Origin of the sequence: Gracilibacillus dipsosauri, from assembly GCF_003176895.1 — a bacterium.
In the GTDB taxonomy this organism is placed as follows: domain Bacteria; phylum Bacillota; class Bacilli; order Bacillales; family Amphibacillaceae; genus Gracilibacillus; species Gracilibacillus dipsosauri.
Window position 1 is genome coordinate 463,258 of the sequence record NZ_QGTD01000005.1, and the last position, 20,713, is coordinate 483,970.

General features: G+C 39.4%; 17 protein-coding genes. 5 read left to right on the forward strand and 12 right to left on the reverse strand.

Annotated elements, in window-relative coordinates:
* Positions 1-111 precede the first annotated feature (111 nt).
* Positions 112-345, forward strand: a complete 234-nt coding sequence (locus tag DLJ74_RS06195; protein ID WP_109983776.1) for a ferredoxin — start codon at positions 112-114, stop codon at positions 343-345.
* Between the two features lie 16 nt (positions 346-361).
* Positions 362-1,594, forward strand: a complete 1,233-nt coding sequence (locus tag DLJ74_RS06200; RefSeq protein ID WP_109983777.1) for a cytochrome P450 — start codon at positions 362-364, stop codon at positions 1,592-1,594.
* 23 nt (positions 1,595-1,617) lie between these two features.
* Here the strand turns inward: DLJ74_RS06200 and DLJ74_RS06205 are convergent, their stop codons facing one another.
* The 10 genes from DLJ74_RS06205 to DLJ74_RS06245 form a co-directional block, all read right to left on the reverse strand.
* Complete coding sequence (locus DLJ74_RS06205; RefSeq protein ID WP_109983778.1) at positions 1,618-2,514, reverse strand: TetR/AcrR family transcriptional regulator; 897 nt, start codon at positions 2,512-2,514, stop codon at positions 1,618-1,620.
* A gap of 31 nt (positions 2,515-2,545) precedes the next feature.
* Positions 2,546-3,874: a CoA-disulfide reductase gene (locus DLJ74_RS06210; protein ID WP_109983779.1), complete on the reverse strand. Its 1,329-nt coding sequence runs from the start codon at positions 3,872-3,874 to the stop codon at positions 2,546-2,548.
* 16 nt (positions 3,875-3,890) lie between these two features.
* Positions 3,891-4,022, reverse strand: a complete 132-nt coding sequence (locus tag DLJ74_RS20885; RefSeq protein WP_277679743.1) for a hypothetical protein — start codon at positions 4,020-4,022, stop codon at positions 3,891-3,893.
* A 290-nt stretch (positions 4,023-4,312) separates the two neighbouring features.
* A complete protein-coding gene (locus DLJ74_RS06215; protein ID WP_109983780.1) occupies positions 4,313-6,325 on the reverse strand; it encodes a 5'-nucleotidase C-terminal domain-containing protein in 2,013 nt (670 codons plus the stop codon).
* 389 nt (positions 6,326-6,714) lie between these two features.
* Positions 6,715-8,028: a TRAP transporter large permease gene (locus DLJ74_RS06220; RefSeq protein ID WP_109983781.1), complete on the reverse strand. Its 1,314-nt coding sequence runs from the start codon at positions 8,026-8,028 to the stop codon at positions 6,715-6,717.
* Between the two features lie 24 nt (positions 8,029-8,052).
* Entirely contained in the window at positions 8,053-8,538 is a 486-nt protein-coding gene (locus DLJ74_RS06225; protein ID WP_109983782.1) for a TRAP transporter small permease, read from the reverse strand.
* A gap of 16 nt (positions 8,539-8,554) precedes the next feature.
* The gene (locus DLJ74_RS06230) at positions 8,555-9,580 is read right to left on the reverse strand and encodes a TRAP transporter substrate-binding protein (protein ID WP_109983783.1); all 1,026 of its coding nucleotides are present in this window, start codon (positions 9,578-9,580) and stop codon (positions 8,555-8,557) included.
* Positions 9,581-9,595: 15 nt separating this feature from the next.
* The gene (locus DLJ74_RS06235; RefSeq protein WP_109983784.1) at positions 9,596-10,573 is read right to left on the reverse strand and encodes a C-terminal binding protein; all 978 of its coding nucleotides are present in this window, start codon (positions 10,571-10,573) and stop codon (positions 9,596-9,598) included.
* Between the two features lie 55 nt (positions 10,574-10,628).
* Complete coding sequence (locus DLJ74_RS06240; protein ID WP_109983785.1) at positions 10,629-11,633, reverse strand: LacI family DNA-binding transcriptional regulator; 1,005 nt, start codon at positions 11,631-11,633, stop codon at positions 10,629-10,631.
* 165 nt (positions 11,634-11,798) lie between these two features.
* Complete coding sequence (locus DLJ74_RS06245; RefSeq protein ID WP_245902275.1) at positions 11,799-12,434, reverse strand: spore coat protein; 636 nt, start codon at positions 12,432-12,434, stop codon at positions 11,799-11,801.
* Between the two features lie 177 nt (positions 12,435-12,611).
* On the opposite strand from DLJ74_RS06245, the gene DLJ74_RS06250 reads away from it, so the two are divergent.
* Positions 12,612-13,598 (forward strand): diaminopimelate dehydrogenase, encoded by a 987-nt coding sequence (locus DLJ74_RS06250; protein WP_109983786.1) that lies wholly within the window; start codon positions 12,612-12,614, stop codon positions 13,596-13,598.
* A gap of 54 nt (positions 13,599-13,652) precedes the next feature.
* Here the strand turns inward: DLJ74_RS06250 and DLJ74_RS06255 are convergent, their stop codons facing one another.
* Entirely contained in the window at positions 13,653-13,913 is a 261-nt protein-coding gene (locus DLJ74_RS06255; RefSeq protein ID WP_054788671.1) for a metal-sensitive transcriptional regulator, read from the reverse strand.
* 299 nt (positions 13,914-14,212) lie between these two features.
* Between DLJ74_RS06255 and DLJ74_RS06260 the strand changes: the two genes are divergently transcribed.
* Positions 14,213-18,985, forward strand: a complete 4,773-nt coding sequence (locus DLJ74_RS06260) for a hypothetical protein (protein WP_109983787.1) — start codon at positions 14,213-14,215, stop codon at positions 18,983-18,985.
* A 218-nt stretch (positions 18,986-19,203) separates the two neighbouring features.
* Here DLJ74_RS06260 and DLJ74_RS06265 read toward each other — a convergent pair whose 3' ends face one another.
* Positions 19,204-19,788, reverse strand: coding sequence for a TetR-like C-terminal domain-containing protein (locus DLJ74_RS06265; RefSeq protein WP_054861021.1), 585 nt, complete (start codon positions 19,786-19,788; stop codon positions 19,204-19,206).
* Positions 19,789-19,924: 136 nt separating this feature from the next.
* Here DLJ74_RS06265 and DLJ74_RS06270 point away from each other — a divergent pair, with 136 nt between their 5' ends.
* Positions 19,925-20,686 (forward strand): SDR family oxidoreductase, encoded by a 762-nt coding sequence (locus DLJ74_RS06270; RefSeq protein WP_109983788.1) that lies wholly within the window; start codon positions 19,925-19,927, stop codon positions 20,684-20,686.
* The last annotated feature ends 27 nt before the right edge of the window (positions 20,687-20,713 follow it).

Here is a 20,713-nt window from a genome sequence, read left to right on the forward strand (position 1 = left end):
AAAACGATTCAGAATGCTCATGTTTCCTTTGAAATGATATGTTAATCTAAAAATGACCACTGAGTTCTACATAAAACTAATTGGTCACTTTAGTTGATGGGAGGTTTTAAATTGCCAACATATGCAGTGGTGGATAAGGAGACTTGTATTGGCTGTGGAAATTGTGAAGGAATAGCTCCAGATGTATTTGATTTTGACGATGAGGGATTAGCATTTGTTAAGCTTGATAACAACCAAGGCAAAAAGCAGATTCCAACCGATCATATGGAGGATCTAATCGAAGCTACAGGGTTATGCCCAACAGATTCTGTAAAGTTGTCCGAGCTACCATTTAATCAAAAATAGAAGGGAGTTACCTTATATGGCAGTGGAAGTCATTTCATTAAAGGAAATCACCAAATTCCAATCACGTGCGGAGGAGTTTTTTCCAATCAAATGGTACCAAGAAATGCTAGAAAATTCCCCTGTTTATTATGATGAGGCAACAAACACCTGGCATGTTTTTAAGCACAAGGATGTATTAGAGGTACTTACGAATTATGAGTATTTTTCAAGTGTCGGTACGAGAACGACGATTCCTGTTGGTGCGGATAACAAAGAAGGTTCACTACCAGAAAAAACAAATATCAATTTCGTTGACCCACCTGATCATCGAAAAAGACGCTCCTTATTATCTGCTGCATTCACACCAAGAAGTTTAAAAAATTGGGAACCTCAAATCCAACAAATTACAGATGAGCTAGTCGATCAGATGAAAACAAAGTCTACTGTTGATTTGGTTAATGACCTGGCTGCTCCTTTACCTAGCATCGTCATCACTGATTTATTCGGTATTCCCATTCATGATAGAATGCAATTTAAAGAATGGGTCGACATCCTTTTTCAGCCAATTGATACAACCAAAAAAGCGGAAAGTGAATGGAAGAAGCAAGAAGCAGCAAAAGCATATTATCAATACCTTTATCCTATTGTCGTCAGCAAAAGAGAAAATTTAGCTGATGATATAATCTCTGATCTGATCAGAGCAGAAGTTGACGGAGAAAGGTTTACAGATGATGAGATTATTAGAACCACCATGTTGCTTTTAGGGGCAGGTGTAGAAACAACGAGCCATTTACTTGCCAATACCTTCTACTCGATACTTTATGATGATACTTCTGTTTATCAGGAATTAAGAGAGAACCTGGATCTTGTTCCGAAGGCAGTTGAAGAAATGCTCCGATATCGTTTTCACTCTTCCAAAAGAGATCGTACAGTAAAGAAGGACAATCATTTATTAGGTCATGATTTAAAAAAAGGAGATGTTGTCGTTGCATGGATGAGTGCAGCGAATTTGGATGGAGATGTATTTGAAAATCCTTTTACATTAGATATTCACAGACCGAACAATGTAAAGCATCTAACCTTTGGTAAGGGTCCCCATTTCTGTTTAGGTGCACCACTTGCTCGATTAGAAGCAAAAATTGCATTAACGACCTTTTTACAGGCATTTAGTCGGATCGAAGCGATTCCGACCTTTGACCTAGAGAAAAATTTAACAGATTCCGCAACGGGACAATCTTTACTATATTTACCTGCTAGGATATATTCATAAATTAGATGGGAAGGGCCAAATATTTATTTGGCTCTTTTCTCTAATTGTAGGTTTTCTTCTAGCTTTAATCTCGTAGCTTCGATTTCCGTAATATCACCAAGGTTATGTAGCATGCCTCTTAAGATAACCGATCTTGGCTGCATACTAATTAATTCTTGTTCCATAATGGCTAAGGTTTCGATTGCTTCGGCTCGCTTTTCGCTTGATATGGCTAAGCTGTTCAATTCTTGCTTTAATTGTTTGATCAAATGAAGCGGGTGTTCTTTTTCTTCTACATTTTCTTGTAAATATAAGGACCATAAATTCTCGTTGATGAGCGGTTCATCGTTATTTGCCAGCATGCCCTTGAGAATATAATCGATTTGTGTAAAAAGTTTATGAACGATTTTATGAACATCCAACGGGAAATGCTTCCAATAGATTAACTCGATATACTGTCTTATCATTCCCATTAATAAAAAGGCACCATCTGATACAAATGGTTGGATTTTGTCCCCATATATTCTCAATAAATACTGCTCTGTCCATTTAATTTGAGCGATATTTTGCTGATGTAAATATGGAGAAATTTTATTAGATGCTAATTCAAAAAGATCTCGACTTTGTAACCGATAAAACTCATGATGGTTCATATAGTGTTTGATTTTTATTTCGAGCTCCTTCCTGAATTTTTCAGTGGTCGTGAGCGTCGCATCTAATTCGACCTGAGCAATTTCATCCTCGATACTTTGGAAATAATGCTGAAGGATGTTCAATAGCAGGTCTTCTTTTGATTTAAAGTACACATATAAGCTACCCTTTGACACACCACAAACATCCGCCACTTCCTGCATCGAGATTCGATGATAGTTTTTCGTTGAAAAAAGCTTCCTTGCTGTGATTAGTATGTGCTTTTCCTTGTCGACATCTTTTCGTCTCATTTTTAAAGCCTCCACTTAAACTCAAAGCCTGTTATATTTTTCTTGCCATTTGCTGTAATGGATCCCACACACCATTATAAGGTGGTGCATAGGCAAGATCTAGATCGAGTAGCTGTTTGACTGTCATTTTATTATATAAAGCTGTTGCTAAAACATCAATGCGTTTATCGACACCTTTTTTACCAATCACTTGTCCACCAAGTAAGGCATAGCTGTTTTTATCATAGATAAGCTTGATATGTAGGGTTTCCCCATCAGGGTAATATCCTGCTTGATTGTTTGCCTCTAACACTTCCACAGCATAGGGAAGCTTTAAATGGTTTGCTTCTTTTTCTGTTAATCCTGTGCGGCCTAGAGTCAGGTCAAAAAACTTTATGATGGATGTTCCGACAATTCCTTTAAATGTCAACGGATTTCCGGCCATATTTGCACCAGCAATTCGTCCTTGCTTATTAGCAGTTGTTCCAAGCGGAATGTGGTCATCTAATTGCTTCACGCGATGATACTGTATAGCACAATCGCCCGCTGCATATATATGAGGGATGGAGGTCTGCATATAGGCATTTACATGAATCGCCCCTTGTGCGTTCATATGAATGGCAGAATTTTGTAAAAAATCGGTATTTGGTTTCACACCAACGCTTAAGAGCACTAAGTCAGTGGAATAGCTCCCTTTATTGGTAATGACGGTATTCACTCTTTTGTCTCCAGAAAAACCTTCTACTTCCTCACCTAGTATTAAGGAAATTTGGTGCTTTTCTGCCTCTTGATGGATAATCGTTGCCATATCCAGATCAAAGATTGTTGCTAGCTGATCGCTACGTTGGATGAGTGTCACGTTCTTACCAAGCGAATGAAAGCTTTCTGCCATTTCTAAACCGACATACCCTCCTCCAACGATAGTTACATTCTTAATTTTGTTATTTAAATCTTGGAGTATGGCTTTTGTGTCTATTAATGTCTTTAATGGATGTATTCCATCAAGCTCTATCCCCTTCCAATTAGGGAGAACGGGATCAGATCCTGTCGCAATCAGTAAACGATCATAGTCTATTTCAAGAGCCGTGCCTGTCTTTAGTTGAACTCCATATACTTTTTTCTTTTTTTCATCAACATGGATTACTTCTGTAAAAGTTCTAGCATCTATCCCATATTTCTCTCTAAAGGTTTCCACAGTTCTTGCAATCACCTTATCTATATCTGGTACGACGCCATTAATAACATATGGCAGTCCACATTGCCCATACGAATAATCCTGCCCACGTTCTAATACCGTAATCTTAGCTTTCGAATCTGTCCGCGTGATTTCCATTGCAGCACTCATCCCTGCAGCAACTCCACCAATAATGACATATCGCATCAAGCGTGCCCCCTTTTTAATTTTCCAGTAATTCTTCACTACAGGATGGACAGAGGAGCTTATTATTTTCATTGGTTCCATCTAAAAATCCATCCCTACAATATACCGTCTCTCCACATGCCAAGCATTCGCCTACGATCTCTTCCAAGATATTGTCCCTCCGTTCTTTAAAAGATATTTTTAAAGATTGTAGCATATTTGTTTTGTTTATCCTAATGGAGAGATGAAGGTGGTTGGAGATTTTGGGAGTGGGCGAGCTTTTGGAGCTATTGTTTATTTTTGCGAGCGGTGTGGATTTTTTTGCAGTTGCTGCTTTATTTTTGCGAGTGGAGCGACTTTTTTTGCAGCTACTGCTTTATTTTTGCGAGTGGAGCGACTTTTTTTGCAACTAATAAAAAACGAAGGGAGCATATCACTTTAGCCCTTCGCTTTTTTCTATTAATTCACGATCTTGAATTTCTTAAATAATAACACACATATCCCTATAAATAACAACAGGCCACCTATTAGAAGAAAGGTGAAAAGATTGGTTGCTGTATTGGGAAGTGAATTTCCTTCGTTTTGATTCTGATGATGATCCTCTATTTTCTGTTCCTTTTCGCTTTGGTCATTTTCTAGCTTTTCTGACTCTTTTTCATTAGAGGGATTGTTAGTTGATTGATTGTCATTCCCGTCATTTCCATCTTTCTCAGGTGCTTCTTCCTTTTGTTCATCACTAGAATCTCCGTCCTGTTCGTTATTAGGCTCCTCTTTATTTGGATCCTCCTCCGGTTCTTTTGGTAACTCCGGTTGCTCTGGTTCTTCTCCTTGAAGATCAATAATTCGACCTTCTATCACAGGGTCAACCTGCCCATTTAGATCCTCGACCATATAGTCGCGTAGTTGCTCCCAGTCGATTTCGCCAATATCTTTTACTCGACCTTCCTCATATGCTTTGGCGAATACCTCAAAGCCGTCTCCACCTTTTCCTGTAAAATTATTCGTAGTGACAGAGTAGATCTGATCTTCGGCTATTTTTTGATATTCTCCGTTTCTTGCTATTTCCATTGAAATGACACGAGATCCCTCAGTCTCCCCACTGTCATAAGTGAACCTCATACCTGCAATTTGTAAAAATCCACCGCTCTCTTTTGGTGCTTGACTTACACTATGTTCGAGTATTTGTTTTATTTCTTGACCAGTTAACTGTGCTACGACAGGGTCGTTTCCGAAGGGGAGGACCGCCATTACTTCCCCAACTGTAATAGGGCCTTTATCAATAGCTGCTCGAATTCCCCCACCATTTTGCATGGCAATGACAACACTTGGATCCTTTTCTTTCGCCTTTGCTAGCATCGCATCTGTAATTAAATTTCCTAATTCTGTTTCATTGGCACGAACACTAACTTCACTATCACTAAGACGTGGATTTAACAAAGGTTTTGCTGCAACGGCACCTGTCTCTTGATCAATGATTTTGTCTATTTCCTTTTTGTATGGGGCTAGAATTTTGCTGGCATCCTCATTTGGTTCTTTTTCCGTGACATCGATTAATTGGCCTGCACTTTCAGTTACAACCCCATTTTCATTAAACTGCACATCGAGTCTTCCTAAGAGTTGAGCATATTGATATGCTTGCACGATAACCGTTGGGTCCTTGTCCGCTCCATTTTCATCCTTTTCGACAACTACCGGTTCTTCTAATTTTGAATGGGAATGTCCACCGACAATTACATCAATCCCATCGACATATTTTGACAATTGCAAGTCATTTCCCATGTCGGGGTTACTATCATAACCAATATGGTTCACTGCAATAATTTTATCAATACCCAATTCACTAAATTGATCCACTGCTCGCTGTGCTTCTTCTATATAGGATAAAAATTCTACATTGACTGGACTGGAAATATTCGCTGTATCCTCTGTGGTAAGTCCAAATATACCGACTTTTTCGCCATCGACTTCCTTAATGATTCCATCATAGACCATTCCACTTTCGGCAGATTCTATAAATCCATCATTGACGATCCCAGACATATATGGATCATTTGAAAAATCAACATTTGTGCCTAGTAATGGGAAATTAGCAGCTTGGACAAATTCTTCTAAGGATTGATGACCATCCTCGCTTGAACCGAGGTCAAACTCATGATTTCCAAATACCATGGCGTCAAAGCCCATCATATTTAATAAAGCTAAATCGGCCTTTCCTTTATACTGATTAAAGTATAGTGTTCCTGAAAATACATCTCCACCATGAAATAAAAGTGCCTCTGGTTCCTCTGCACGCACCTCGTTAATAGCTGTAAGCATTCTTGGTAACGGCTCTACATGTGCATGTGTATCATTCATATGCATGATCGTTAGCGAAAAATTCTCATTATCGCCTTCTGCTGCAAGGATACTAGTTGGTAAAATTAAAGAACTCGTGAGTAGAATAATAGTTAAGAGCTTGAATGAAAATCTCAATTGGCTACCTCCTTTTAGATTAGATTAATAGAATACGCTAGGACTTCTCCCATCATTGTAGAAATCCACTATTAACTAATCATTAAAAATATGTAAAAATTATGTAAAACTACTAATAGTTATAACATATTTCGGCAGGATTTTGGTAGTGTTTTCATTAATTTTATTGGGAATAGTTAGGATAGGTATCTTGGTGATCTCATGTGCGGATCGAGAGATTACCTCGATATAACTATTTATCTTGGTTATTTCACCAGCTCTCCGTACGAAAACCAATATAAAAAAATATATCTTGGTTATCTCGCGAGCATCCTTCGAGATAACCAAGATATAAGCTCAAAGACTAGCAGATTTTTATCATTCAATGAGAGAGGAAAGCAACCACTCTATCAATTCCCTGAAACTAATCCAAATAATTCAGGTAGCCATAAGGACACGGCGGGAACAAAGGTGACGATTAATAAAACACCTACAATGACGAAAAAGAAAGGCATGATTGGCTTTACCACGCTTTCGATTTTTAGTTTGGCGACTCTTACTCCAATAAACAGAACGGGTCCGACTGGTGGGGTGATCGTCCCGATACTCACATTTAATACCATCATTACCCCAAAATGAACAGGATCCATACCTAATTCCATGGCGATTGGGAGAAAGATTGGAGTGAAGATTAATACAGCGGGGGTCGGATCCATTAATGCGCCAATTATGAGTAGGATAAGATTCATAATTAACAGTATGATGATCGTATTATCTGAAATGGATAATAACAAATCTGAGATGAGTCCAGGTATATTCGTAAAAGACATCACCCATGCCATAATGCTAGAAACCCCTATTAGGAAAACGACAATCGAGGTAATTTTTGTTGCCTCTAGCAAAATTCGGGGTAAATCTTTGATTTTAATTGCTTTATAAATAAAAGATAGAATAAAGGAATAGACAACGGCAATGGCAGATCCTTCTGTTGCGGTAAAAATACCGCCAACAATCCCGCCAATTACGATGACGATGAGAAGTAGGCTCGGTATCGCATCGAGAATCACGAACAGCTTCTCTTTTAATCCTAGTGATAAATGGGAAGTATATTTGCGATGCCTTGCAATGAAAAAGGCGACAAGCATACAACCAAGTCCCCAGAGAATCCCAGGGATATATCCTGCCAAAAATAAGGCGGCGATCGACGTACCACCACTAGCTAAGGAATAAACGATCATAATATTACTCGGTGGAATAAGCATCCCTGTAGGTGCTGATGATATATTAACAGATGCACTGAATTCGGTACTATATCCTTCTTTTTTTTGCATTGGTGTCATGGTGGTACCAACCGCAGCGGCTGCAGCTACTGCAGAGCCGCTGATCGAACCGAAAAGCATATTCGCAATGGTATTCGTGTGCGCCAATGAGCCTGGCATTTTTCCTGCGAGGACTCGTGCACAATGAATCAGCCTTGAAGCAATCCCGCCATTATTCATGATCACACCTGCGAGGATAAAAAAGGGAATTGCTAACAGGGTGAAGGAATTCATTCCAGTGAACATCCGCTGGGCAGAGGACAAAAGCGCATCCTGAAAAAATAGAATATAGAGCATGGAAATCAGTGATGCGATTCCAACACTAATACTAATAGGTACCCCTATGATCAGACAAAACAAAATCCCTATTGCTAAGATCAAGCCAACTACTACTGCTATATCCATGCAAACCCCTCCTTGCCTCCATGATTATTCTGTTTTAACCTTTTTTCGTGTTTGGACTGTTTGATAGATGTTATACGTGCAATAGAATAAAATACACAAGCCACTCACTGGCATGACAGCATAAAGATAGCCAATTGGAATTTGTAAGGAAGCATTCATCTGTGTCCAAGCAAGCTCTGCAGCAATAAACCCACCGATAAGTAGCACAAATAAGGCAAATACCATATTCAGTGCCTCAATCACTATTTCATTTACAGCTTTCAATCCTTGTGGGAATTTATCCTTCACCACTTCCACTGCCATATGTCCTTTCTCCCCGAATACAATGGCTGATCCAAACATCACAAGCCAGACGAAGCAATATTTTGCTAATTCCTCAGAGACGACACTTGGGTTATTTAAAATAAACCTAGTTATCACCTGCCATGTCACAAGTAATACGAGAAAGGCAAACAAAGTAATACAAATAGCGGAAAGCGCTTGATCCAGTCGTTTTTTTACTGCATCCATTTCATCACCTCATTTATTACTCTAGCTTTTGCATTTTTTCATAGATTTCCTTTGCCTTCTCAGAGGTTAATTTTTCTTCGATCAGAGGTCTTACTGCATCTTGAAATACCTTCACATCAACTTCATTAAACTGTGCTCCCGCTTCCTCGGCCGCTTTTTTTGCTTGATCGACATCTTCTTCAAATAGATCATATTCTAAGTCGATGGCATTCGCTAATTCCTCTCGAAAAATAGCTTGATGCTCTTCTGACATTCCTTTAAAAAGATCTGCATTGATAAGCAAGTAATCAGGTAACATCACATGCTGGGTATAGCTATAATACGGGGCAACCTCGACATGTTTGAGATCATTGTAGACAAGCTCATTATTTTCCGCGCCATCGAGCACACCTGATTGAATCGCCGTATACACTTCCCCCTGCCCCATTGGTGTTCCGACACCGCCCATTTTCTCCATCATTTGCACATTTGTATCACTTTCCATGACACGTATTTTCATTCCTGCCAAATCCTCAGGTGTTTCTATCGGAGATTGGCTATTATAGACATTTCTTACGCCTCCATGAAATGCTCCAAGGACGATCATCCCTTGATCCTCCACAGAGTGGTATAAATCTCCTACGATATCTTCATTATTGATAACGGATTTCTGATGTTCCTTGGAATCAAATACATATGGCAAATTAAACACGACGAAATCTTCATTGAAGTTCTCCATTAAACTTCCACCTACGATAGACATCGCAATCGTTCCAGATTGGACAAGTTCTATCGTTTCACGCTGGGCTCCTAACAATTCGTTTGGTGATATCTCTACTTCATATTTTCCATCTGTTCGTTCCTTCAACTTCTCCCCAAACTCCTCCATTGCTTTAAATTGAGGATGATTCTCTGGCTGGTTGAAGGCTACCTTCAGTACGGTTGCTCCGGACGACTCTTCCCCTTCATTCTCTGTTGTATCCGCCGCTTTCCCACAGGCAGAAAGGAACACAATTAGGAAAACGCTTACTAAAATGACGGAAATATAAGACAATCTTTTCATTTTGAAACACCCCTTTTATTCTCGCATCCTACCATTAGTTACATGATTAACAGGATAAGACACTAGCTTTTCTTTCTTAAAACGAACGACTTCTCTGGCAACCTTATATTTTAACTCATATGCTGCTTGCTCGGAATACCAAGCCATATGAGGTGTTAGAATAATGTTTGCAGAATTTCGTAACGGTGAATCAATATCCAGTGGTTCTATTTCCGTAACATCGAGTGCAGCTCCTGCCAGCCACTTTTGAGTAATAGCATGAGCCAGTGCCTCCTCATCGACAATGCCACCACGTGAGACATTGATTAAATAACTCGTTTTCTTCATTTTTCTTAATTGTTCTCTTCCAATCAGATGATAGGCATCCTCTAATGGACAATGGATACTAATGACATCTGCTGTTTCTAGTAATGCATCAAGCTCTACTATTTCGATAAATGGTAGGACTAATTCGTCCCTTTTGTACTGATATTTAGGATCATAGGCGATAACTCGAGAGCCGAGGGCATGGACTCTTTCCGCAAAGGTACTACCAATTCGGCCTAATCCGATAACACCAACCGTTTGATCACGATGACGATAAATGGGAATGCTTTCCCGATAGTCCCAATTACCGTTTAAAACAGAAGCATTCATATGCATGATTTTTCTTGATAGATTGAGCATTAAGGCAAGGGCATGATCTGCCACTTCCTCTACTCCATAATCAGGAATATTGCAAACCTGGATTCCATATCTAGTCGCAGCATCAACATCAATATTATTGACACCAACCCCATACCGGACGATAAGCTGAAGCTTTGGTAGATGACGAAAAACCTTTTCTGTCATTGGTGCATATTGGTTCATGATTATTTCTGCTTGTTGACAGCTAGCGATCACATCCTCTTCTGTTTTGCATTGCTGCATTTCAAAATCGATTACTGCTTCTCGGAAAATTTCTGTTTCGATATCGATATGGTCATGGTCACAATCGGTAATCATCACCTTCATGTTTCTCCCCCCTTTTATTCAGTTATTTTAAAAATGGTCGACCACCTTCCTAAGCTTAAACAGAATCCCTCCTCATAATTTTTGGCTCAAAACGGTAGACAATCCCTTCCCGTCTTTTCGTAATGTTGCTTATTTTCTCTAACAATAATTCGGCTGCCTTTTTTCCCATCGCAAAAGCTGGTTGAGCAATCGTCGTTAATGCAGGATTATAGACACTGGCAAAGGTTACATCATCAATGCCAATAATCGCCAAATCCTTTGGAATCTGTAGCTGGTTTTCTTTCATATAATGAAGGATTTCGACTAATACTAAATCGTTTAAAGCAAGCATCGCATCTGGGGGCTCCCTAAGAGCTAGCATTTTCCTTAAGTGATCTCGGACATTAGTCGTTTCTACATTGGCGATATATTCTGGCCTTAAGGATAGACCATTTTCTGTGATAGTCTGCTTGTAGCCAGTGGTTCTCTCCATCCTTGGTGTTATATTTGGTAACAATGGTGGGGAGATCATAGCAATTCTCTGATATCCCTGCATCAAAAACGTTTGAATCGCTAATTTGCTTGCCTTTTCATTATCTAGTAGCACTGTATCAATTCCGACCCCTGAGACCATTCGATCAATAAAAACCGTGGGATAATTGGTCATTATCAATGTTTGATATAAGCTTTTGTTAGCACCTGTTGGAAACACGATAATGCCATCTACCTGTTTTGCTTGAAGCATTTCGATAAACTGCTTTTCCTTTCTGGGATCATCGTCTGCATTACAAGCAATGACATGAAAGTTTCTCTCACTACAATAATCCTGAATCGCCCGAATAATTTGTGTGGAAAACACATGCAAAATATTGGCTACAATCACCCCGATCGTGTTGGTCTTCTTCTGTTTTAAGCTTCTTGCTAAAAAATTTGGACTGTAGTTTAATTCCTTGATCGCAGCTTCAATGCGCGCTTTCGTTTCCCCTCCCATGTAGTCATATCTTTCATTCAAGTATTGAGATACAGTACTTTTGGATACTCCTGCGTGCTTAGCTACATCTGTTATCGTTATTTTTTTCATATAATTCTGGCACTCCTAAAGCTTGCATGATTACTAAATCGGTTTAGTATACATTTAGTAAGATTATAGATTTACGGAGGTGGTTTTAGAACAATTTTTATTAGAAAAATTGGCATATCCAAAAAAATATGGAACAAGAGGTATCCTCTTATTCCATATTTATGATTAATGCTGCATCCCTTGTTGTGGGGCTTTTCCATATTGTTGTAGCATCATACTTGTATCTTGAGCGCTAAGCTCAGGGACTTGATAGTAACCATTTTTGTTTTGATAGAGGAATAACTCATAGCTCATCTCAATCGCGTTTGGTACACTATCTGCAATCACTCTACGCAAAACTGGGTTGTTAATTTCTGCTGCTGCCATTGCTAATGCAGAAGCTGCAGATTTCGTATGACCTAACATAAAGGAAGAATAGCATTCATCCGTAAGCTCACTAACGGATTGTTTTGGTTGCTTCGGTTGTCCTGGATTCATGCCATACTTTACATCATTGCTTTCTTGCATCTTATATTGTTGTGTGGGTACTTGAGGATCTTGACCAGTATGGAAAGAATCTACAATGGTGTTATACATTTGTGTCATAAAAGCTGATTGACGTTGTAGAATGCTTTTCAATTGAGGATCTTGGATATTTTGATCATAAAGCTTGTACTGTTCTAAAATTCCAATTAAACAGCCAATCACTTCGTGTGCATCAAACAGCTCGTGCGCACCACGGTTTACATCCATTCCTTGGTTCGTCATATTTTGTGGCATTTGTGTACCACCTTGCATTTGATTTTGGTTTTGATTTTGCACAATCAATTACCTCCCATGTTTTAAAATTCACGTATATATTTTCCAATACTTAAACAAATATGTATGAAAAATATTGAAATTTCGATAAAAGATTTTCCTATAGTAAATTCGTCAATTGATTTCTCTAGGATAATTGCTTAAAGTAAAATAGAGAACATTGATTAAGGAGAAATGTAAATGGACAATAAGATTAGACTAGGGATCGTAGGTTACGGTAATTTAGGTAAAGGAGCAGTGGAAGCGATCAAGCAATCTCCTGATATGGAGTTAGTAGCCGTTTTTACTAGGAGAAATCCAGAAGCACTAGTTCTAAACGAGCCTGGTGTAAAGGTATTATCTATAAAAGATGCGGTTGAGTATCAAAAGGACATTGATGTCATGCTGCTTTGTGGAGGTTCAGCAACAGATTTACCGGAACAAACTCCCCATTTTGCTAGCATGTTCAATACAGTGGATAGCTATGATACCCATGCAAAAATCCCAGAATTTTACCAATCTGTTGATAAAGTTGCGACAGAGCATCACACAACAGCAATTATCTCTGTTGGCTGGGATCCGGGATTATTCTCGATTAATCGGGTAATGGCTGATGCAATTTTGCCTAATGGGGCGAATTATACCTTCTGGGGAAAGGGCTTAAGCCAAGGACATTCCGATGCGGTTAGAAGAGTGAGTGGTGTAAAAAATGGTGTCCAGTATACGATTCCGTCCGAGCAGGCAATAGAAAAAGTAAGAAGTGGCTCTAATCCGGAGCTAGCGACAGCGGAAAAGCACCTTCGTGTTTGCTATGTAGTGCCAGAGGAAGGTACAGATACTGGAGCAATCGAGCAGGAAATAAAAACAATGCCTCATTATTTTGCAGATTATGAAACTGAAGTCCACTTTATCACCGAAAAGGAGCTAAAACGCGATCACGCCAAAGCGCCACATGGTGGGTTTGTTATCCGTGGTGGGAATACAGGACAAGACAACAAGCAGATCTATGAGTTCTCCCTTCAGCTAGATAGTAATCCTGAGTTTACAGCAAGTGTATTAGTTGCTTATGCAAGAGCTGCTTTTAGGTTAAGCAAGGAGAAACAATATGGTGCCAAAACCGTTTATGATGTGACACTCGGACAGCTCTCGCCACGTTCTGCAGAAGAATTGAGAAAAGATTTTCTCTAATTCTCAATAAAAGACTGCCCTTGAGATAGTTCCAAGGGCAGTTTATCGTTAGCTTTATCGACTTTTCACCAATAGTTCTACTGCTTCCTTTACAAGCTTGTCTGTATCTTCTCCATTTTCGATACTGTCGCGTACACACTGCTCTAAGTTCATACTAACGATAAGACCAATCGTACGATCAACCGCACTTCTAGATGCAGATAATTGAGTGATAACATCGCGACAATCCTTTCCTTGCTCGATCATTGTTAAGACACCTTTGATCTGGCCCTCGATCCTTTTCAAACGATTGACCACAGATTTATTATATTCCATCATGACTCCCTCACTTTTTTTCACATGGTTTGTTGCCCATATTATACTCTAAATAAGGCGCTGTTTGTAATAATTGTGTTTATACTCTATTCGACAAAACGTTCCATAGACATGACGAACAAAGTATGATATTTTTTTGTTATCGATATCACTATTAGTCTTATGGGGAGGTGACGAATTATAGGCCTTACGTATTTAGCAAATGACAAATAGACATCTAGAGAAAACCCTTAAAAGAACATAGGGGTTTAATTTTTCACCTCTATTGAAAACGATTACAAATAGAAAGGTGTTATCAAATGTCAAAAACAAAATGGACCGCAATCGTTCTATTATTTATTATGCTATTGACCCTGCATTCCTACGATCGCTTATTTGCAGAGGAATTAGCTACACCACTGAAATTTGATTTTGGTTGTGAAACAAGCCCAACAATGGAAGAATATCTTCCCATCTCCAATAAATTATTATATGAGGCAGAAACAGGATACGGGTTAGATAAGGAAGTATCCTGCCGAGATCGTGGTGCTCCTGATGATTTAAGGAGAGATTTTACCAATGGAAAGGATTATTCCTTTATTGTTGATCTCCCCAATGGCGGTTACTTTGTCAAGATCATTTCTGGTGATCATATTGCTGCCAATAAGACCGATATCACAATTGAAGGGGAACAGCAGGATAGAATCGAGGCAACCACTAATCAATTTGCTGAAGAAATTTATCCAATAGAGGTCAAGGACCATCAATTAAACCTCACATTTGATGAGGATGGTCGAGTAAATAGTCTGGAAATTTATTCAACGAAGGAAACTAGTCCACCAGTATGGCCAGAGAATAGTGAGCTTATCTTGTCCAACATTACGGAAACTAGTGTCGACTTGAGCTGGACAATGCCAACAGATAATGTAGCGGTTACGCAATATCGAATATATCAGAATAATACATTGATCAAGGTGATTGACGCAGAGGCTACCGAAGCAGAACAAAATAAAATTTCCTATCATCTATCTGGTAGCGACCTAGATTTAACGAACACAGAGCTACGGATTGAGGCTGGAGATGCATCAGACAATTGGACAGAAAATGGACCAACTGCCCATACACAACGGATACCAGAGGAAATTAAAATCAATGGCCCGAATAAAATACAAGTATCGAATGAAGAAGGCAAGCAAATTTCGTATCAAGCTGAAGTGTTGGATCAGTTCGGCTTTGAGCTCTTAGAAGAAGGAGTAACCTGGGAGCTAGCTGGAAAAATTCCGAATAGCATTCGTCTTGATCAAAATGGCAAACTAACTATTGATTCTCCTCCCTCTTCCCCGTTAACGATGGTTTTAATAGCGATAAGCAAGTCAAACCCCGATGTAAAAATAGAGCAAGAAATTACGATTTATCGACCTGTAGAAGAAAGGATTATCATAATAGGCCCGAGAGGAATTGCCTTACCGGAGAAAGGAAAGAATACCTTTAGTTATCGTTCCCAGGTCATGGACCAATTTGGTGCGATCATACCAAATGCCGAGGTAAATTGGAGTATTACAAGTAATTCGCCTAAAGGTGTAAAAATGAGTCGGGATGGGAAGCTAACGGTTTCTTCAAATGCCAAAGAACAATCCTTTATGATTCAAGTAACTTCCGCGAATGATAAAAAGCTTTTCCAGAAAGAAAAGCTTCACCTCACGACAAAGCACTATAAATATTTACCAATTGATGGCGGTTTTACGGTGGAAAATGGCGAAGAATCCTATAATCGCCCTTTATACGGCCCTCATCACTCTCCAAGAATCATCGCCTTAGTTGGGGATAAGCCTGATAGTTTGCTCTTCCAAAATAGAGGAAATAAGGATCAAGAGAAATTAGGTCACGTATTTTTTGGTTTAAAAAACGGGAAGTGGTTTGCTGACTTCGAATCAATTACCTCTCGATATGTTTACGGACATCAAGAATATGAGCTACGAGATCCATCTATTGATGGAACAATACGGTTAAGTTTTGTTCGCCCTACTGATTCGGAAGGATTACTTATCAAGGTTACTCTACCAGATGCCTATACAGATGATTTAGTGGTGGCCTCTGGTGGTCGTGATTATGGGAGCTATGGTTCCCAAGATTATGAGTCGATGAAATTCCATCCGGAAGATACAGAAGGAACCGAAGTAAGCATCGAAAATAATTATTTTTCCATTCGTGGTGGTGGCCCGACATTGTATGGGACAGCTAATATCCCTTTAGCCTTACAGAAGGGAGACGCATCCGTTTTTTCTCAAGGGCCTGACGCACTCCTTGAAAAAGAAGCAGAAGCTCAGCCAATGGCAATTGGTACAACAGAAGGAAATTATGATAATTACATATATTTTAATATGACAACAGATGATATTGGGTCTCCTGAAATGGATGCCTATTTAACAGAGCCAGAAACCGTATTTGCAAAAAGCCTTGATTACTATAAGCAGCTTTCTCAATCGATAAAGTTGGATACACCTAATCCTTATTTGAATGCTGCACTTCCTGCTGCAAGCCTAGCTTTGGACGCCTCTTGGAGCAAACCAACCTTCATGCACGGTCCCATCAATTGGTTTGTCGCATTACCTGGATGGAGGTCTACTTATGGTGTTACCGCAGCAGGCTGGGAGGATCGAGCCTTTGAGAATGCCGAGGCCTATTTTGAAAAACAAGCATCCAATGGGAGAATACCATCTAAGCTAAATGGCGATTCCCATTACAATATGGGGGAAGTATTGGTCGATATGATGCTCTACAATTGGGAATGGACAGGGAATCTCGATATTTTTAAGAATGGTGGCTTTGATTTTATTGCCAAGCATTTAAGCTGGATGGATGAATACATGGAAACAGAGGATGAAGGATTATATGAAAGTCACCTCAATGCATGGAATACAGACAATAAATGGAACAATGGCGGAGGAGCGACTATCGCAAGTGTATACACCTGGCGTGCCAATAAAGAAATGGCTGCTATCGCTAAACAGTTAGGCAAGGACCCAACGATCTTTGAACAACGTACAAAACAAATCGAACAAGCGATGAAAGACAAGCTTTGGGTGGATGACATCGGCGTTTTTGGTGAATACAAGGATGTCTATGGCTTAAAAAGAGTGCATGCATCACCAGACCTCTCCAGTATTTATACACCAATCGATTTAGGATTCACCGATCCATTTGAAAGCTATCAAATGCTACAATTTTCAGAGAACCGTATAGAAAACGAGTTAGGGACTACTCCAAGAAATGGCCGTTTACCTTGGACTTCCAATTGGTTACCTAATGTCTATTCAAGTAGAGGTATCTACACAGCAGAAACGATCAATTTAATGCTCACCTATTATCGTCTAGGACTGACTGAGCAAGCGCGAGATCTACAGGCAGGCGTTGATGCAAACCTGTTTGCAGGACCAGGACCTGGTGTTCTTTCCTACATTCAGAATCAGGATGGATCTCAATCTGGGCACGTCGATTTTACCGATGTGACCTCGATGTATGTACGAACAGCTGTGGAAGGTCTATTCGGTATAAAGATGGATGTTCCAAATCAAAGGGCGACGATTCAGCCTGCGTTCCCTCAAGACTGGGAGTATGCCTCCATTGATACAGATTATTTAGCTTATGATTATCACAAAGATGGTGCAAAGGAAACAATAGTCATTCATAGCGAGAAATCATTAGCATACGATATTAGACTTATCGCCAAGGATACGAAGATTAAGTCCGTGAAGATAAATGGAAGCGCCGTGGATTATTCGCTCGAACCAGGGATTGGTCATCCTTGGCTGACCATAGAGACACCTGAGGGCAAGAAGGCGGAAGTGGAAATTACCTATCAGAATCCGAACAAGAAGCATATGCCGGAATTAAAGGCAAGCGCTGTCGGAGCTATCGATGAAGCATATCATTTTTCCGTAAAAAAAGGCAAAATTGTTCGTCTCCATGATCCTCAAGGAATACTTGATAGAAAGCAGTCGTCGATAAAAAATTCAAAGGCATCGGTTGTCCTTAAAAATAAGCCTGGTGCCCATACGTTCTTTGTGCTCGTGGAATCTGGGGAAAGCGAGATGTGGTTACCTGTCAATCTCAACCTCAAGGAGCCATTAGAAATAGTGGATGGACAGTTAGTCATAAAAAATGACGAAGCATTTGCTCAATTTGCGATCGAAAATAATAGTCAGGAAAACATCAACCTGAAAGGGACAGCACAGATTGCTGGAACCGATTTTCCTTTACACAGGATGATAAAAGCAAATACAACATCTGATCTGGTAACATTTAAAATCGAAAACCCATCCATGCTGACACCTGGCGAGAATTTACTGACAATTTACGGAAACAACAAGCAAGAAATTAAGACAAATATCGTAAACTGGGAATTAGATGATCAACTATCTGGTGCTTATCACAATGCTTACCAAAGCCACCCTATTGATTTAAGTAGCCTAGTAAACCAGGATTTAGCTAATTTACATCAGAACAAATATACCCCACAGCCTGAGTTGTTTTATTGGGATAATATCCCGAGTACGGTAACGGAATATGGGCTAAATTGGTGGCAATATCGAGATGGTCAAGATAAAGTGAAACCGAGCCTAACGAAGCTTGATTATGAAGGGGACCATTTTAAATCAGATATGGGGATTCCATTTTTAATTACAAAAGGGAAGGAAAATGCTGTGTTTACTTCACTCTATGATAACTTCCCAGACAAGGTCGAAATTCCTGTGAACATGACGGGGAATAAACTCTATTTCTTTCTGACAGTTGCTACCAATCACATGCAAAGTCGTATAGAAAATGCTAAGATCACGGTAAACCTTGAGGATGGTACGCAAGAAATATTACCACTTACGAACCCTGAAAATATAGATGATTGGTTAAAGGAAAATACCTCAAGTGCTTATGCACAAAGTGGATTTATCCAGGAGCTAGGTGACGGGGCACATGGTAACATTCTAAGTATCGACTTAGGCAAAGCCAAGGACATTGAAAGCGTGGAGCTTCAAACACTTAGTAATGAGGTTTTAGCAGGTCTTCTTGGATTAACAGTGCTCGAACAGAAATAAAAAATCTGCTACCATCAGTGGGGGTTTTCGCGCCCCCATTGATGGCTCTTCTTAATTTCTTCCTCCACGAGAATTGGACCTAGCTTTACTTCTTTTTTGTTCATTCGGTATCCTATCTCCATCCGTTCTCTTTTTCTTATGTGCGTTTGAATCCTTCGTCATCTTTACACCTCCAACCTTTTATTTTTTCTTTTCTAGCATAACCTCGATGTGTCAACTTATTCTATCTTGTCAAAGGTACTATTGATCGATAAGATGTGGAATAATTGTTGGTTCAGTTCTTCAATCGATGTCTTATATTGCTGCCGATGCCATTCCATTAAGATACCAAGGATCGCATTGGACTGATAGCTAATCAGATAATCTGTTTGGATATCGGATTGTATTTCATTATGATTTTCATGAAGCGAATCCTCCATAAAGGAACGAATCGTATCAAAAAGTAAATAATAATACATCATTGGAATATTCTCATCAAAAATAATTTGGTAAAAATCCTGATATTTCTTGACATGATCGAATATTTTGATCATATCTGCTTCAAGATTGTTAATATGGAAGTTCGTTTTATAATAAGGCTCTGAATAGGATAATCGAAAATCCTCGACAATTACTTCTAAATAGTGCTTGAAAACGCCATGCACATCCTTATAGTGAAGGTAAAAGGTACCTCGATTAATGTTTGCCAAGCGACATAGCTCTGCAATTGTAATAGCTTCTAAAGGCTTCTTTTTAAGTAATTGGAGTAAGGCATGCCGTAAACTTTCCTCTGTTTTGGTAATTCTTAAATCTTTTTTTCTCATTATTGAACAAATTCCTCCATAAATGTTTATTACTAGTCACATTCTGTATTTTTCGTTGTTTGTACTTCTATTATCTATCCATTATAATTTTTATTGTACACATGTTCAATAAAATTTGTTAGAGGAGGTTCAAAAAGTGAAATTGAAAGATAAAGTTGCTGTTATTACAGGTGCTGCTTCCGGTATGGGGAAAGAAATAGCTAAACTATATGCGAAAGAAGGGGCAAAAGTAATCATTGCCGATTTAAATGTAGAAGATGCAGAGGCTGTCGCCAATGAGATTAATAAAAATGACGGTGTGGCGAGGTCTGTTCAGACTAATGTCGCTAAACAGGATGATATTAATCACATGATCGATACGGCTATAGAAGAATTCGGCACATTGGATATTCTAGTGAACAATGCCGGTATTATGGACGGATTTGAGCCTGTTGGAGATATCCTTGATGATCGATGGGATCTTATCTTTGATATCAATACAAAAGGAGTCATGAGAGCAATTCGTAAAGCGTTACCGATTTTCTTAGAAAAGGAAAGTGGAATTATCATTAATACAGCATCTACTGGTGGGTTAAATGGTGCGCATGCAGGTGCGGCATATGGAGCGTCTAAGCATGCCGTGATTGGTCTAACCAAAAATACTGGCTATATGTATGCACCAAAAGGTATCCGCTGTAATGCCATTGCTCCAGGGGGAGTTGCCACAAACATTTCGAGCTCAATGAAAAATGTCAGTGAACTCGGGATGGAACGCACAAAAGCCGTTCAAGCGGTCATGCCAAGAGTTGGCCAGCCTGAAGAAATCGCTCAAGTAGCCTTATTCTTAGCATCAGAAGAATCAAGCTTTGTGAATGGAACAGTTATTACTGCAGATGGTGGTTGGACCGCAGCTTTCTAGAAAGTATTTTACGAGGTTGTCTTTGGA

Excerpts from the sequence above, each read along its gene's own strand:
- DLJ74_RS06200 (WP_109983777.1), top strand. The coding sequence starts at position 362 with ATGGCAGTGGAAGTCATTTCATTAAAGGAAATCACCAAATTCCAATCA.
- DLJ74_RS06205 (WP_109983778.1), bottom strand. The coding sequence starts at position 2,514 with ATGAGACGAAAAGATGTCGACAAGGAAAAGCACATACTAATCACAGCA.
- DLJ74_RS06210 (WP_109983779.1), bottom strand. The coding sequence starts at position 3,874 with ATGCGATATGTCATTATTGGTGGAGTTGCTGCAGGGATGAGTGCTGCA.
- DLJ74_RS06220 (WP_109983781.1), bottom strand. The coding sequence starts at position 8,028 with ATGGATATAGCAGTAGTAGTTGGCTTGATCTTAGCAATAGGGATTTTG.
- DLJ74_RS06225 (WP_109983782.1), bottom strand. The coding sequence starts at position 8,538 with ATGGATGCAGTAAAAAAACGACTGGATCAAGCGCTTTCCGCTATTTGT.
- DLJ74_RS06230 (WP_109983783.1), bottom strand. The coding sequence starts at position 9,580 with ATGAAAAGATTGTCTTATATTTCCGTCATTTTAGTAAGCGTTTTCCTA.
- DLJ74_RS06235 (WP_109983784.1), bottom strand. The coding sequence starts at position 10,573 with ATGAAGGTGATGATTACCGATTGTGACCATGACCATATCGATATCGAA.
- DLJ74_RS06240 (WP_109983785.1), bottom strand. The coding sequence starts at position 11,633 with ATGAAAAAAATAACGATAACAGATGTAGCTAAGCACGCAGGAGTATCC.
- DLJ74_RS06250 (WP_109983786.1), top strand. The coding sequence starts at position 12,612 with ATGGACAATAAGATTAGACTAGGGATCGTAGGTTACGGTAATTTAGGT.
- DLJ74_RS06255 (WP_054788671.1), bottom strand. The coding sequence starts at position 13,913 with ATGGAATATAATAAATCTGTGGTCAATCGTTTGAAAAGGATCGAGGGC.
- DLJ74_RS06260 (WP_109983787.1), top strand. The coding sequence starts at position 14,213 with ATGTCAAAAACAAAATGGACCGCAATCGTTCTATTATTTATTATGCTA.
- DLJ74_RS06265 (WP_054861021.1), bottom strand. The coding sequence starts at position 19,788 with ATGAGAAAAAAAGATTTAAGAATTACCAAAACAGAGGAAAGTTTACGG.